10 protein-coding genes are annotated in these 14178 nt (G+C 53.6%); 3 read left to right on the top strand and 7 right to left on the bottom strand.

The features are described from left to right. Positions 1 to 84: 84 nt before the first annotated feature. The 5 genes from C5Y96_RS14500 to C5Y96_RS14480 all read right to left on the bottom strand — a co-directional run bounded on the left by C5Y96_RS14500 (position 85) and on the right by C5Y96_RS14480 (position 7727). Positions 85 to 1413, bottom strand: coding sequence for an ABC transporter permease (locus tag C5Y96_RS14500; protein ID WP_105354629.1), 1329 nt, complete (start codon positions 1411 to 1413; stop codon positions 85 to 87). A gap of 19 nt (positions 1414 to 1432) precedes the next feature. Next, on the bottom strand, positions 1433 to 2176 hold the full coding sequence (locus tag C5Y96_RS14495; protein WP_105354627.1) for an ABC transporter ATP-binding protein: 744 nt from the start codon (positions 2174 to 2176) through the stop codon (positions 1433 to 1435). Next, a complete protein-coding gene (locus C5Y96_RS14490) occupies positions 2173 to 3984 on the bottom strand; it encodes an efflux RND transporter periplasmic adaptor subunit (RefSeq protein ID WP_105354623.1) in 1812 nt (603 codons plus the stop codon). Before C5Y96_RS14490 ends, C5Y96_RS14495 begins: the two co-directional genes overlap by 4 nt. Before the next feature lie 435 nt (positions 3985 to 4419). After that, positions 4420 to 7203, bottom strand: a complete 2784-nt coding sequence (locus C5Y96_RS14485; RefSeq protein ID WP_105354620.1) for a TolC family protein — start codon at positions 7201 to 7203, stop codon at positions 4420 to 4422. A 14-nt stretch (positions 7204 to 7217) separates the two neighbouring features. Beyond that, positions 7218 to 7727 carry a MarR family transcriptional regulator gene (locus C5Y96_RS14480; protein ID WP_105354618.1) on the bottom strand — a complete coding sequence of 170 codons (510 nt, stop codon included), beginning with the start codon at positions 7725 to 7727 and terminating at the stop codon, positions 7218 to 7220. A 476-nt stretch (positions 7728 to 8203) separates the two neighbouring features. On the opposite strand from C5Y96_RS14480, the gene C5Y96_RS14475 reads away from it, so the two are divergent. The 3 genes from C5Y96_RS14475 to C5Y96_RS14465 all read left to right on the top strand — a co-directional run bounded on the left by C5Y96_RS14475 (position 8204) and on the right by C5Y96_RS14465 (position 11810). Next, positions 8204 to 9694 (top strand): hypothetical protein, encoded by a 1491-nt coding sequence (locus tag C5Y96_RS14475; RefSeq protein ID WP_105354616.1) that lies wholly within the window; start codon positions 8204 to 8206, stop codon positions 9692 to 9694. Between the two features lie 280 nt (positions 9695 to 9974). Further along, complete coding sequence (locus tag C5Y96_RS14470; protein ID WP_158261239.1) at positions 9975 to 10808, top strand: rhomboid family intramembrane serine protease; 834 nt, start codon at positions 9975 to 9977, stop codon at positions 10806 to 10808. 33 nt (positions 10809 to 10841) lie between these two features. Continuing rightward, positions 10842 to 11810, top strand: coding sequence for a formylglycine-generating enzyme family protein (locus C5Y96_RS14465; RefSeq protein WP_105354611.1), 969 nt, complete (start codon positions 10842 to 10844; stop codon positions 11808 to 11810). On the opposite strand, the gene C5Y96_RS14460 is transcribed toward C5Y96_RS14465, so the two are convergent. Together C5Y96_RS14460 and C5Y96_RS14455 are read right to left on the bottom strand one after the other, a co-directional pair. After that, on the bottom strand, positions 11807 to 12583 hold the full coding sequence (locus C5Y96_RS14460; protein WP_105354609.1) for an aldo/keto reductase: 777 nt from the start codon (positions 12581 to 12583) through the stop codon (positions 11807 to 11809). The genes C5Y96_RS14465 and C5Y96_RS14460 overlap by 4 nt on opposite strands. A 6-nt stretch (positions 12584 to 12589) precedes the next feature. After that, positions 12590 to 13813, bottom strand: coding sequence for an FAD-dependent oxidoreductase (locus C5Y96_RS14455; RefSeq protein WP_105354607.1), 1224 nt, complete (start codon positions 13811 to 13813; stop codon positions 12590 to 12592). Positions 13814 to 14178 lie beyond the last annotated feature (365 nt).

Below are 14178 nucleotides of genomic sequence, written 5' to 3'. Positions count from 1 at the left end.
AGCTTAGAGAAAATATCCGTATCGCGAAGAATGTAACAGGATAACGCACTTTGGCCGATCCGAGAATGGGCTTCCCAACTCGGATCAATTAGCGGCTCGGAGTGCTTCGATCGGGTCTAGATCTGCTGCCCGGCTGGCTGGGTAGAGGCCGAAAATCACCCCCACAAGCACCGAGATCCCGAATGCCAGAGGGATCGAAATCGGCACGATCTGGGGGCTTACATCCCGAATAGAATCAGGCAATTGAGCTACCAGTGCCGGATCGTAAGTATTCGCCAGGAAGCGAGCCAGTTCGACGGCTGGGATACAGAGCAGCCCACCTAAAACGCCTGTGAGGCCCCCCACGACAGAAAGAACAATCGTCTCTACCAGAAACTGACGGATGATATCGCCCCGCTTGGCCCCCAAGGCCCGGCGAATGCCGATCTCGCGGGTTCGTTCGGTCACGGTGGCCAGCATGATATTCATAATGCCGATACCACCCACCAACAGCGAGATCGCCGCAATCAGACCCATGAAGACCATAAACATGAACTTTGTCTGCCGAGCCTGTTCTAAAAGTTCGAGCGGCACGACCACCGAGATATCGCGTAGCGTGTTGTGATTCTGCAAGCTCTCGCGAACCAGGTCTGCCGTATTCATGACCTGTTCGGACTCCGTAATCTTTAACGTAACCTGGTTTAGCTCGACGATCTCGCTAGAGAAGGTCCCCCCTTCAATCATCACGACATGGTCGCCAATACGCTGCCAAAGGGTGCTGATCGGGATATAAACATCCTTGTCGTATTGTTGGCCAGACAAACTACCACCGACGGCTGCCGTCGCGGCCTTGGGCTTTAAAACCCCGATGACGGTATAAATGTCATCGTCGACATGAATTGTCTTCCCCACAGGCTTCTCAAATCCGAACAGCGAGTCAGCGACTTCCGCCGCTAACACACAAACGTTGGACTTATCCAGAACTTCAACTTCCGTGAGAAAGTGCCCACGGCGTGGTTGAACTTCCAAGTGATTCAAGCGTGCATACGCAGGCGTGCAGCCAACCAGCCGCCCATTAACCGAGTTCGGACCATGGCGGAATTGGCGTCGGATCTCACGAATGGGCGTCGCCGTCTCAACCGAGTGCAGCGTTTCTTCCAACAATTTCCAGTCGTCTCGTTTCAAACCGTAAGTCAGAGGACCACGCTGTTCGGCGATGGCTTCCGAGGGTGGTTTCACCGTGCGGACGATGATGTTCTCGGCCCCCAGCTTTTCGATTTGCTGCTGAGCCTTCGCACTAATCCCTTCGCTGATAGCCAACAGCCAGATCACGCTCGCCACGCCGATGAAAATACCAAGAATCGTCAGCAGCGACCGCATCGGGTGCAGTAGCAAGCTTTTGATTCCAAGTTTCCAGATTCGCAGCCCAAGCATGGGACCAGGTTCCTGTACGTTACGCTAAGTTCAGTGCTGAAGTATCCATCGTGCCGTGGGCATTTGCCGATCGACGATTCTCGACAGCGTGATCTTCTTGAATCAGACCGTCCATCAAGCGAATCGAACGCTTAGCGTGATGCGAAACGTCATCTTCGTGCGTCACGAGAATAATCGTGCGTCCTTGATCGTTGAGGGTCTCGAACAATTGCAAGATCTCTTCAGTCGTCTTTGAATCAAGGTTCCCTGTCGGTTCGTCGGCCAGGATATAGTCAGGATTGTTGATCAAGCTGCGAGCCACGGCAACACGCTGCTGCTGACCGCCGGAAAGCTGAGTCGGGCGATGCCCCAGGCGATCTCCCAGGCCAACCATACGGGCTAATTCTCGCGCACGTTTGTGATCAGCCGATGAAACGTTACCGCGGTAGAACAACGGAACTTCAATGTTCTCGAGCACCGTCAACTGCTGGATGAGGTTGTACGACTGAAAAACGAAACCAATCCGCGACGCTCGCAACTGCGAGAGTTGATCGTCGGTCAGCTTACTCGTATCGTTTCCACCCAGCACGACTTGACCTGTCGTGGGGCGATCGAGACACCCCAGCATATTCAGCAGGGTACTTTTACCACTACCGGATGTTCCCATGATGGATACATAGTCACCCTCAGGAACATCGAAGTTGATTCCTCGCAGTGCGTGAACAGTTTCGCCTTTGAGGTGGTAGATCTTCTTGAGGTCAACTACGCGCGTGGCGTAATTCACTGAGCGCCTCCCACTGCCTGGGGCGACTGATCTTCGGCAATTCTAACGGGATCTTCCGCAAGAGTTTTTTCGGCGTTGGCAGCGGCAATCAATTCGTGGCGTTGTACCTGACCGTCTCCATCTTGATCGGCACTGGTGTACTTTTCTCCGCCGCTGGCAGCTAGTTCATCGGCAGAGAGCACGCCATCGTTGTTCTTGTCGAAGTTCTTCAGCACACGGTCAACCAACTGAGTATCTTCGCCGGATTGACTCGCTTCCCCGGGACTCTGCTCTCGTGGAGGTTTCCCAGGACCTTTTCCTGGTGGTCCCTTTCGATCGCCACTGTCTCTTTGCTTCGGCTTGGACTGTTCAGGCGGCAACTCTGGCATATCGACCGAATCTAGGTAACGGCGAGGACTCATCGAAACGAACTCCCCTGCCTCGATTCCACCGTTCAAAATAACGAATCGATTATTGCTCGGTCCGAGATCGACTTTCCGTGGCTCGACCTCTTCAGCACTCTTGCGAATCATGCAGTAATATTCATCACCATAGGGCAAGACAGACTGAACCGGCACCATTAATACGTCTTCTTTACTGTCGACGTGAATCGCAACGTTGGCAGTCAAACCTGGTTTGATTTGACGCGGAGTTCCATCGATGGTCACCACGGCGGCATAACGCTTGATCTGAGCACCAAATCGGCTGATCGGTTCTGGATACTCGTTGACCTTCGTCACGGTGCCGTCCAGTTTCAATCCATCAAACGCGTCAAGCGTGATGGTCGCTTTCATGCCAGGGTCGACCATCGCGACGCGTGACTCGTTAATCAACACGTGGACTTGCATCGCACTGTAGTCAGGCAGACGAATAATCGTCTGACGTTCGCGGACGGACGTTCCCGGTTCCACGATAAACTCCGACGCTTCGCGGTTACCGCGTTCATTCGCGTAGACCACCTGCCCAGAAGCAGGAGCAGTGATAGTACAGTTCTTGATCTGTTCCAAGAAGAAATCGAGACGCTTCTGCTCAATAGAGTTTCGTTCTTTGGCCGACTCTAAGTCTGCCTTGGCAACTCCGATGGCACTTTCAAGTTCTTTGATCTTCTTTTGTTTGGTTTGCTCGACCAGAACATTCAGTTTGAGCTTTGCGTTGTCGAGTTCGATCTTCGCCTTATCAACGGCGAACTTATCCCCTTCCAACTGAAGCGAAGTCACAAACCCCTTCGCTGCCAGACGAGAGCTGTAGGCGTAATATTCCTCGGCCCGGCGGAGGGTTTCTTCGGCAAACTTGATTTCGGCTTCAAGTTCCTTCTTCTCCTGGACGAACAACCCATCGACGTATTCCGTCATGGCAATCTGGGCTGCTTCGAGTTCGTTCATGGCCTTGGAAAGGCCAGCAACCGAGCCGCTCAAGTCGAGTCGCTGCAGCTTAGCCTCTTCCTCCAAACCAGAGGAATCAAGGCGAACCAGCACATCGCCCGGTTCGACCATCTTGCCTTCTTCGATCACCCACAGGATCTCGAAGTTGTTGAGGCCCTGGTAACCTCGCACGACCGACATCACGTCGACATTCCGGGCACTTTCGACTTCCCCCTTTTCGACCACATCGTGAACGAAGTCGCCTAACGCCACCTGATGAAACATTTCATCTTCGGCGATCGGTCCCTTCTTTCCGGCGGAGTAGAAGTAGACTCCGGCAGCTCCCGCAATGACGAGACAAACGATGGCTGCCTTGGCGAAATATCCCCTCCTCGCAGATCGACTATGTCGCGGTCGCAGAGCAGGGGTTCTTAGCGAACGTAGCAAACTAGATGGAAAGCTAGCCATGGAAGTTTCTCAACGAAGGTAGGATGCACAGACCTAACCATGGATTTCCGTGCATGAATCTGAAGAAGGAAGGGAGCGTGCCAGCAAGGCACTACATAAGTCTACCAAACAATAAGCCGAGGATAACCTCAAAAACCGCCGCAATTTTCAATATCCACTTCTCCTAACCCATTGTTCAGAAGGTAGTTACCGAAAAATATTGCAGCGAATTACCGCTTATTGGGTATAGATCGACTCCCGAAGTACTTCACCCAGATGAAACCCCGCCAAGTCGCCGAAGATTCTCCCAAATCGAGAAAGATTGTTAAAACGGCTATCAGGCAGTTAAGTAAACCCTGCCGTGACAGCAATTTACGCTATTCTGAGCAAAAACATAGCCCCGGGAAGGCTAGGCAATGTAGGCAAAAACCCTGGGCCAATCACTACCATAGCAATCTATTTGGGGGGCTCGAGTCGAGGATCGACGGCTTCCACTTTTGTTGGCTTGAGTGCCGCTCCACTCGGCGGTGGAAGTTCAATCGGTTGGGCCCCATCGACTTCCAGTTGCAGGCCCCCAGACGATTCGATCTCTTCCGGGACGCCCGACGAGAGATCGGACTCTTCCGACAGTTCTGGGATCTCGTGATCAAACTGCATCTCTTTCAATTTCTCTTCCCAGTACGATCCTTCGATCGGACCTGGATCGATCCAGACACCCCGTTCGTCGAGCTGAATCGTTCCCATATCGACATCCAGTCCACGGCGGAGAACTTCGTAGTTCACACCCACAGAAAGAAAATCGTTCTGTGCTGAGAGAAGACTGTCCAACGCATTCAACAAGTCACGAGCCGTACTCGAGTCGAATTGCTGATTGTTCTGGTTAGGCTTGGCTGGTTCTTGCAGTCGCAACTGCGTCCGTTCGACCTGAGAGATGGCGACCTGAACGGCAGCTCGTCGCAGCTCGAAGTTGATCCGATTCAAGTCGAGCGTTCGAATCGTATCGCGAAGCCCCTGGCTGATAAAGTCGCGGTATTGGTAATAGGCACGGCGAGTTCGTTGATACTGGATTTGAGCTTCCCGATAGTTGTTCCGCTCCACCAATCGCGTCAGTGGTGCATCCCATTCAAGTCCTGCTCGGAGCCGGCCATTGTCGCTATTGAACTTAACCGGGTTGTCTCCGATGTTGCCCAGTTCGCCGGTGAATACGATGTCCAGGTCGCTCATCAAATCGTTTGCAACGACCTGAATATTTCGCCATGAGTCAACGTAGGCGGCCTGGGCATTCATCCAGTCCAAGCGGTATGCCCGTGCCACATCGAGTGCCGTATCTGACGAAATATCGACTGGAACAAGCGAGACAGTTTCCGCTCGTGCGCGAGCTTGAACTAGCGATAACCCCAATACATCAGAGATGAGTGTCGTAATTTCATCCGGCACCGGATCAAATACGGTTTGTTTTGCCTGGCCGTATAACTGCTTAGGCTGCATAGTGGGACCGCTTTCAATCAGCTGCCCCACTTCCGCATTTATTCCATCCAGAACTGTCCTGTGCTGGGCAAACCGGATCTTCAAGTCGTCTAGCACTGTACGAAGTTGGGGAGGCAGTTCTTCAAGCCGGCGCGTACTGAGCACGCCACCCGATACCGTTTCGTCCTGGACGTTCTCGCTATATCCAGCCAGCTTTTCGGTAATCTCTTTCAGATCTTCGATACGGCTCGGCATAGCCTCTTCCAAACGCGAAACGTCTTGTTCGACCAGTGGGAAGAAGTCCTCCTGAACCAACTGCAAGATCACCTTCAATTGCTGGGTCAAAGTTTGTACGGCCTTGAGTCGTGCCTCGACTTCGGCATCCCATACCAGTTCTGGCTCGAGTGGCAGGTTCGGATCGATCTCTTCCGGGTCCGGCAAGACTTCCAAAATGGAATTGCCCACGGTGATCTGAATGTCATTCAGCTTATTGGTCACCGGAGTGAATGCTGGATCAATCAAGTTGAACTGATCAAAGAAACGATCTCGCTCCAGTTCGATATTGAGTTCTGGTGGAAGCCCCATATCGATTTTGAACTGATCCAACGAATTGGCCAGTTGTGTCTTGTTCGACAGCAACGAGCTTTGCGTCTGGAACAGCGACTGTCGGGTGAGCTCCACCTGGAACGAGTCGATACGGCCAGCCTCGAACAACGCTTCGAGCTGAGCCAGGCTGCTTCGTAGCGATGAGATATTGCTTTCCTGGTTGCGGATCGTCTGTTGCCGTTGCAGCAAACCGTAATATCCGCCGACACCAAAGGACCCGCTTGGTCCAGTGGAAGGGAAGCCACCACCTGGGCGCGGTCCCGCAGTCAACCCACGGCCGGCGACAATATCGAGATAAAAAGACTGGTTAAATCGTTCCATGTCACGAACGGCCGCAAGCAGGTTACGTTCCTGCTGGGTAAGGTTTTCGAGCACGACCTTGCGACCACCACCCCGCAGTAGCGGCTGCACCAGCGAGAAGTCGATCAGGCTATTGACCGAGTCGGTATTCGGACCAGAGAACTCCCACATCATGCTGTTCGCGAAACCAACTACCAACTGGCCACCGGTCGCAAACAACTTTTCCATCTGAATGTTACGGGTACTTGTGTCCAGAACACTCGACGAACCGCCACCACCCCGAACTGGTCCATCCGCGGTATAGAAGACTTCGTAGCCCCCAAAGAACTGGGCATCAAACCGGAATCGCTCGAAGCTGACATCGAGTGCGGACAAGTACAAATCTTCCAGTTCTCGTTGATACGTAGGGGAATTCAATCGTGCCAGTTCCACGGCCCGATCGACGTTCAGAACCAGCTCTCCCTCTTCATTCAACGGAAGATAGGCCATCCAGTTGGGGTTAGCGACTTCGTCGGTTACGCCTTCGCGTTCCCAGCCCCAGTAAGCCGGCTTGTTATCGACCACATGCATGAACTGATTGGCCGCCGGATCATCCAACGGCATAGGAGGGCAATCCGGGCTGAACGGATCGAACATGCGAGACTGCGGATTGGGATCAATCGAGGTCCGACTGAGGTGCCACCGCGGATCGTTATTTTTCTCGGCCACCAGGTGGTATGCATCGTCGTCGGCCTGAACTCGATAAAACCCAGGCGAATGACAGCCCACCACAAAGAGAGCACTCATCAGCAAAGCCAAAGCGACCCAGCACGATGGCACTGGCGCTGGCGGAAGATTTGTTTGATTTCGGAAAGAATTGAATCGCATGCTGGCCCATCTCCCTATGCGGCGTGGGATTTGACAGGGGAAACCGACGATGCCAACGCTCGGGTATTCAATGAATCACCTAGCAGAGCGACCAGTTGCCGAAATCCTTCCAGCAGTGTTCGCGGATCGACGGGAAGCTGATCGAACTGCCATGCTTCGTGAAAGCGAGGAAGAATCTCTTCAAGTCGCCGATTACCCTCGTCGGTCAGCGTCCAATACTGACGCCGACGATCACGATCATCGCGACTCGCTTCAATCCACCCCTCTTGTCGAAGCTGTTCGACCAGATTGCTCAACTGAGCCGGAGAAAGTCCCACGGTCTTGGCCAACCTGGACTGCGACAAAGGCCGATCCAAGTTCTGTTGGCACAACACCAAAACAAAAAAGGCATTCTCAGATAGTGAAAACGGTGAGACCACTTCCGCGATCGCAGCCCGCATCGTTTTCTCGCACGAGGCCATCTCGATGGCCATGCGAATCAATTCCACCGCCACATGTGACGATGTTCGCTCCGAGTTTGCCATGGGAAAATTCCCTGAGTTCAGCGGGGACGTCCATACTTGCGAATCGTTAAAATCCGCTCAGCCACAGACGCAAAAAAACATTCGGTAGCGAACCATCCCGGGGAAGAACGTTCCGCTATCGATATGGTTTCGACCGAAAATCGTTCGGACTTGAACGATTTTGCGGCCTGTGACGGCTGCCAAACATTACCAAACGAACCTAACTTAATAATACTACTAGAGTTACAGTAAAACCCCCTCAAATGAAGTCATTTGACTGCCCAATCTTCCCAATTTATGATCTCAGAGTCTTTTCTCTGGAATGACATGGCAATTTCCGTGAAAAGTCCAGGGTCTGAAGTACAATACACGGATGGATTTGCGCGGACAGGCAAGGACTAACGGTCCAATGAACCGTTTGCCCGCACGTATAACAGATCCATCCCTTCCCTTTTCTGTCCCTGTTACGATCGTCAACTCCCAGAACCTAAGCCCACATGACCGTTTTTTACATTGTCATTGCCGTGCTCGTTCTGCTGTTCGGTATTTTCTCATACCTGAACGCGGCTAACTGGAATGTTCTGCATGTGTTGGGCCTGTTCCTGACCTTCGGAGCTGCCTTTGCCTACTTAGTGTTGGCCGCTGCCGTGCTGCGCACCGAGTCAAGCTGGAAGAAACTTGCCGAACAAAGAGAAAAGGAACTGAGTCTCGCTGTATCTCAAGTAGAACTACTCGAAACTGGTCAAACCGTTAATCCACAAACGGGTCGCCTGGAAACAGTCGACAATGCCACCGATAGCCTGCTTGGTGCGAAGGCGGAACTTAAGCGGGTCATGTACGACCGTGGCCGTCTATGGCGGAACGTGACGCGTGGCGCGGTCAACAACAACCAAGTTGGCCTGACGCTCGCTCCTGTCCAAGTACCGGCAACCAATAACCCTGCTGGCGGCGCAGCTCCGGCACCTGTTTCTACGCAACGGTCTTTGGCCCCAGACGACATTGTTTATGCATTCGGCCAGATGAGTCACCCGACCGATCCAACGGTGACCGTTCCTGCCTACTTCATCGGTGAATTCGTCGTCCGCACGATCCAAGATCAAAACATGACGGTCGAATCGACGACAAAGCTAGACCGGGCTCAGCAGCAAACGCTGAACCTGCCTAACCAGTGGATGCTGTACGACAAAATGCCCGTCGACGACAACGAAGTCTTCGACAATATGGATGATGCCGAATTGGCCACGTTGATCCGTGGTGCGTGCTCCCGCATGGGACTGCCTCAGCCGATGCAGGACGAAGTGCTTGCCAGCATCCAGCGAAATGGCGAACCGGCCAGCACCGACGATCCAGAGATCGCTGTGATGAGCAAAGTCACTTTCCAACAAGATCACGAAATTCAGGTCGATGCCCAGACCGACACCGCCAACATTACCCAGGAATTCGAACCACAAACCGGCCTGGCCGCTGCTTCCTTTCTGAAGCAAGGTCAACCGACCAAGTTCAGCAAGGGAGATCAGGTTATCCTGTCGACCTCACGTAATCCTGGTAAGGCCCTAGTCGACCAGGGGATCATTACAGTGGACGAGCAAGTCTACATTCGCCCTCTTAATGACTTCGCCTTCCAGTTCCATGCCTACAACTCGCAAGTCGAAGACATGCGTGACATGGCTTATACACTGACCGAAGACATTAAGATGTTGACCGAAGCTGACGGTATCGCCAAAGACATTATCGCTTACCGCGAGCAGGAAAAGACGAAGCTTCAGGATGATAAGACAAAGGTTGTCTACGAGCAGGAACAGATCGCTGAGTACAAGCAAAAGCTACTCACCTTCCTGACCGAAACCTTGAAAATCAACAGCCAGCTTTACCGCACCAACCAGACTCTGGTTGAAGAACTGCAACGGGCCAGTGATGCCGTTTTGCGAAAGCTGGGACAGGAAGAACTGGACAAGGCTGATCCTGATTCGCTGACGCTGGCATTCTAAATTCGCCAGCTTTCCACCATCCTGCGGCTGTCGTGTCCTACGGTCACGCTGTAGGCGCATTTCGCGCGTGCTTGGAAATCGCGCTAAGCTATCATTCTGCAGGACTTTGCGGCTTCTGGTTAAATCCATCCACGAGAAGCCGCACTGCACTTTTCTCTTTGGCGCACCTAAGATAGTTTGAATGGATGCATGGCCATCGCTGTGCGCTACCTTGAATCTCTGTGTTGGTTAGGAAATGGGCCTCTACGATCGGGAATACTATCGCGAAAACGACGGACAAATGTCCTTCTCGCTTGGGGGCCAGTCCGCCACGATGCTGCTGCTCTACATTAACGTGGGCATCTTCATCGTCGATTGGGCGCTTCAATTGAACCTGGGGCAATACTTCGGGGCTCATGTTGATACCATTTTTAAACCGTATCTCTGGTATCAGTACCTGACCTACGGCTTCCTCCATGATACGAAGTCGATCTGGCATATTCTGGGGAACATGTTCGTCCTTTGGATGTTCGGCCGGTTCGTGGAAGTACGCTACGGAAAAGCCGAATTCCTGAAGATCTACCTGACAAGTATTGTCCTTTGCGGAATCGTCTGGAACCTGGCGACCTTGGCCGCTTGGGGTGGCGAGATTCCCATGATGGCGAACGGGGAATCTCTGGGCATGGTGGGTGCTTCTGGGGGAATCTCCACAATCATGGCCCTGTTCATCTGTTTGTATCCGAAGATGACGGTCTACCTTGGCTTCCTGATTCCCGTGCCTGCGTGGGCGGTCGGTGTTTTGATCCTGCTATCCAACATTTTCGGGCAAAACGAAAGTGTCGCCTACTCAGCACATCTCGCTGGCATTGGTTTCGGCCTGGCATATTTCTTCAGTGGCGTTCACCTGGGGAAATTTATCCCCAGCAAGTTAGCGCTCCCCAAATGGTCATTGCGATCGCGTACCAAGCTGCGTATTCATACCGAGGAAGAAGAATACGATCCTTACAACGATTCTGATGAAGAAGCCGAACGCATTCTGGAAAAGGTAAATCAATCCGGAATGGAGTCGCTTAACGAGGCCGAGCGAAAGAAACTCGAAGCATACAGCCGTAGGATGCGGCAAAAACTTAGCTAACACTCCTTTCCCAACTCGTCCCAAGGTACACGGATGTCTGCTGGGCCCGGAAACTCGAAAACACTCTTAACGTTGGGACTGGTCTGCCTCGCGTCAGGCGTCGGTCTTTATTTCACGTATGGACGGCAGAGCGTCTCAACGCCACCATCGCTATCGATTTCTCCCGATGTCGAAGCTGTCGCCTCGACCTCGTCTGACCCGATCTTGCTCCCTGGTGGGACCTATATGATTGGCAGCGACACGGGGCCACGCGATACGCGTCCAGCACGAAAGCTCAAGCTAAAGTCATTTCGCATCGATCCCACCGAAGTAACCAACGCGATGTTCGCCCAGTTCGTTCAGGCAACCGGCTTTCAAACCGACGCCCAGCGAAAAGGCTATAGCCTGTGCTTCGACAAGACGTCTCGTCATTTCGTTCGCCAAGACGGAGCAGACTGGCAACATCCCGACGGGCCAAACTCGTCTATTCTGGGTAAAGAAACCTTTCCGGTAGTCCATGTTTCGTGGTACGACGCGAATGCCTATGCCAAGTGGGCAGGCAAAAGCTTACCCACCGAGTTTCAGTGGGAAGCTGCCGCTCGTGGGCAATCGCTAAGTGGCGACTTCCCTTGGTCGCTTGAACCGGATAGAGAAGTCCATCAGCTCGCAAATCTCTGGCAGGGCGAATTCCCTCTTCGTGATCAAGCACTGGACGAGTATCACGGCGTTGCTCCCGTCGCCTCCTTTCCCGCAACCGAGGATGGCATCTTCGATCTTGCTGGCAATGTTGCCGAATGGACTTCCAGCTACTACGCCGAAGACAGCTATACGCTGGTAGGCGAAGTCGATCCTGTCGGGGCAAACCGAGGGGAGATGCGTGTCACACGCGGAGGCAGTTGGCTAAGCACCGACCAGACAGGCGTCAGCGAAGCGACGGTCTGGTATCGCGGAAAGCTCACGCCTGAAACGAGCACAAATTTCACCGGCTTCCGCTGCGTCAGCAACAGCGATCCATCGCGTTAGAGCGACTCTTGTGACAATGCGGCCTCAGCAATCCGTAGATTATCGGCCATATGCTTCAGGTTCAAACCACCAACCACCAGGCTGGTTACGCCCGATTGATTCAACACAAAGGGTATTGCCTGGTCCGCTGGGAGATGCCCCGAGGCGAGCCCTTTCTTCACTAGAACGCCAATCTCACGACGAGCGGCCTCCTCGATGACCGCAGCATGCGACGAATCTTCCGCGTTAAACTCGACCATCAGCAGATCGGCCCAGTCGAATGCCATTGCTGCGGCTGCGGGCGTCTTGCCTGAGAGTCCAATTGCTCGGATATCTCCAGCATCCTTTAGCGACTGAAGTGTTTCAACGACGGGCGTCTCCTTCAGGATCTTCACGTCATCGTGAGGCGTATGAATCAGTACCATGTCGAGCACTTCGCGGCGTAAGAGCCGCAAACTGTTGGCCACACTGGCTCGTACGGACTCCTCATCGAAGACGTATCTCGAATCACCGTTCTCGAATGACTCGCCGACCTTGGTCGAAACAACCGCCGGCACATCACGCTGGCGGAACCAATTGCCGAGTCGCTGTTCGCTGATGCCGTACGCCGGAGCGGTGTCGAAATGATTTATCCCCAGATCGATCAGCCCATCTAAAAGACTGGCGACCTCATCGTCGCTGGGCAGATCGTAAGGACGCGGGTATTTGATCTTCGCGTTGCGGCCAATCTTGAAGGCCCCAAACCCAATAGGGCCAAGCTGCAAGCCAGTCTTTCCGAGAGGTCGTTTAAGCATTTTGAGCTAAGCCGCAGCCGATTCCGATAGTTTCAGGGAGGTCCAGCGCTGTTGTTGATCCCAGGGGGCCGTTGCGACCTGTGGGCGCGGCCAGGAGTTCAGCTTTTCCAGTTCTTCACTTCCACAAGCGGCGGTCGAACAGACAGTGCTCGTCAGGCTTTGGATCAACTGCGGAACCAGCACCAGCTTCGTGGGCCAGGCCGTCAGAGTGTTTCCTTCCTTCTCCATACGGAACGAATCGGGGCGTCCGCCGGTCATCGTGACACCTTCCGCGCGATCTACGCGATAGGTCGACCATAACGCGTTATCCAGCGAGATCCCCGGCATGGTATCCAGCAATTCCGCTTGCGCACGAGAGATCAAACCCTCACGATCCATGCTGATGCCGTCTTCGGCAATCTTACCACCAACCTGCCAAACCGTTTCTCCATCGCTTCGCTTGGCGGAAGTGATCGAGACGCGAGTTGTCGCACCATCGACACAGTGTCCGTAAAACTCTGATAGTCCGCCGCGGACCATCACCATATGAAGTGGTCGTGACTGCTGCTTACGCGGATCCAGGCCGGCTGCCTCACGTAGGCCAGCATTCCCCTTACCAGCCGCGAAAACATTCCAGTCCGCGATGACTTCCACCTGCTGTCCTTCTGGTGAATTCAGAACAACCGATTGAACGCTGCCATCCGAGCCCAGGCGAATTTCTGTCCCCTGGTCTTCAGCCACTTGAACGATGTGGTGTTGATTGGTCGTTGCCAGGTCTGCCAGCAATGACTCGCACGAGATAACCTGCTCGGCGACACTAAATATCGAACCCGAGCATCCTTTGAGCAGGGCAGGGGCGTTGTGTGGACTAACGGCCTGGGGAGTTACCTGAAGTCCAAGACGTGCTCCCCACATGCCGAGTTTGGACGACGCGGAATTCGTCCCCCAAAGATAAAACGACTGTGAGCGAACCTGGGTCTGTGCCAGATTGGGGAGCGAACCGCCTTCCAGGCACTTTCGCCAGATCGCAGGCATTTCTCTCGCTTCACGCGCCGAAGCGGTTAGCAGGCCTTGAAGAGAATACTTCAAGCCACTGTGCAGGATCCCTTGGGCGGCAATGGTTTGTCCCGTTCCTAGCGACTTCGACTCGACCAGCAGTGCCGAGCGACCCTCGCGACGCAGCCGATCCAGCAGCCAAAGCCCTGTGGCTCCACCACCGATGATCAATGCGTTAACGTGAACTTTTTCCATCTTCCCTATTCCCCTATTCGAACCGAATCCTTGGCATCGGCAGTGTAGGAGTTTTACCTGGATTGGGGCAAGATCAGTGCTGGCCCGACATTGACTGGAAATTGCTTCGAAATCGATTACTCTCTACCAGCTCAAGCCATTGGCCTTGCTTAACTTAGGATTCGACTTCCGCCACGCGGTGGGTTAGTTTAGAGGGATTAGTTTGCCTGCGGTCGCTCCAGTTCCCCGAACCAAGCGACTTCATTCCCCAAACATCATTGATTCGTCGATGATTCCACGTTATATCTAGGGACTAATCGGCATTTTCGCCCAGCAATCGGGCGACAATGTCAATCAGCCTGCCCAATACCTCGCCAGGATTCAGC

Source organism: Blastopirellula marina, from assembly GCF_002967715.1.
GTDB classification, from domain to species: Bacteria; Planctomycetota; Planctomycetia; order Pirellulales; family Pirellulaceae; genus Bremerella; species Bremerella marina_B.
The sequence above is the reverse complement of the archived record's forward strand: the minus strand, read 5'-3'. Positions and strand labels throughout refer to the sequence as shown.

What these genes read in the sequence shown, in the direction of transcription:
- C5Y96_RS14500 (WP_105354629.1), bottom strand. Translation starts at nt 1,413, where the DNA reads ATGCTTGGGCTGCGAATCTGGAAACTTGGAATCAAAAGCTTGCTACTG.
- C5Y96_RS14490 (WP_105354623.1), bottom strand. Translation starts at nt 3,984, where the DNA reads ATGGCTAGCTTTCCATCTAGTTTGCTACGTTCGCTAAGAACCCCTGCT.
- C5Y96_RS14485 (WP_105354620.1), bottom strand. Translation starts at nt 7,203, where the DNA reads ATGCGATTCAATTCTTTCCGAAATCAAACAAATCTTCCGCCAGCGCCA.
- C5Y96_RS14480 (WP_105354618.1), bottom strand. Translation starts at nt 7,727, where the DNA reads ATGGCAAACTCGGAGCGAACATCGTCACATGTGGCGGTGGAATTGATT.
- C5Y96_RS14475 (WP_105354616.1), top strand. Translation starts at nt 8,204, where the DNA reads ATGACCGTTTTTTACATTGTCATTGCCGTGCTCGTTCTGCTGTTCGGT.
- C5Y96_RS14470 (WP_158261239.1), top strand. Translation starts at nt 9,975, where the DNA reads ATGTCCTTCTCGCTTGGGGGCCAGTCCGCCACGATGCTGCTGCTCTAC.
- C5Y96_RS14465 (WP_105354611.1), top strand. Translation starts at nt 10,842, where the DNA reads ATGTCTGCTGGGCCCGGAAACTCGAAAACACTCTTAACGTTGGGACTG.
- C5Y96_RS14460 (WP_105354609.1), bottom strand. Translation starts at nt 12,583, where the DNA reads ATGCTTAAACGACCTCTCGGAAAGACTGGCTTGCAGCTTGGCCCTATT.
- C5Y96_RS14455 (WP_105354607.1), bottom strand. Translation starts at nt 13,813, where the DNA reads ATGGAAAAAGTTCACGTTAACGCATTGATCATCGGTGGTGGAGCCACA.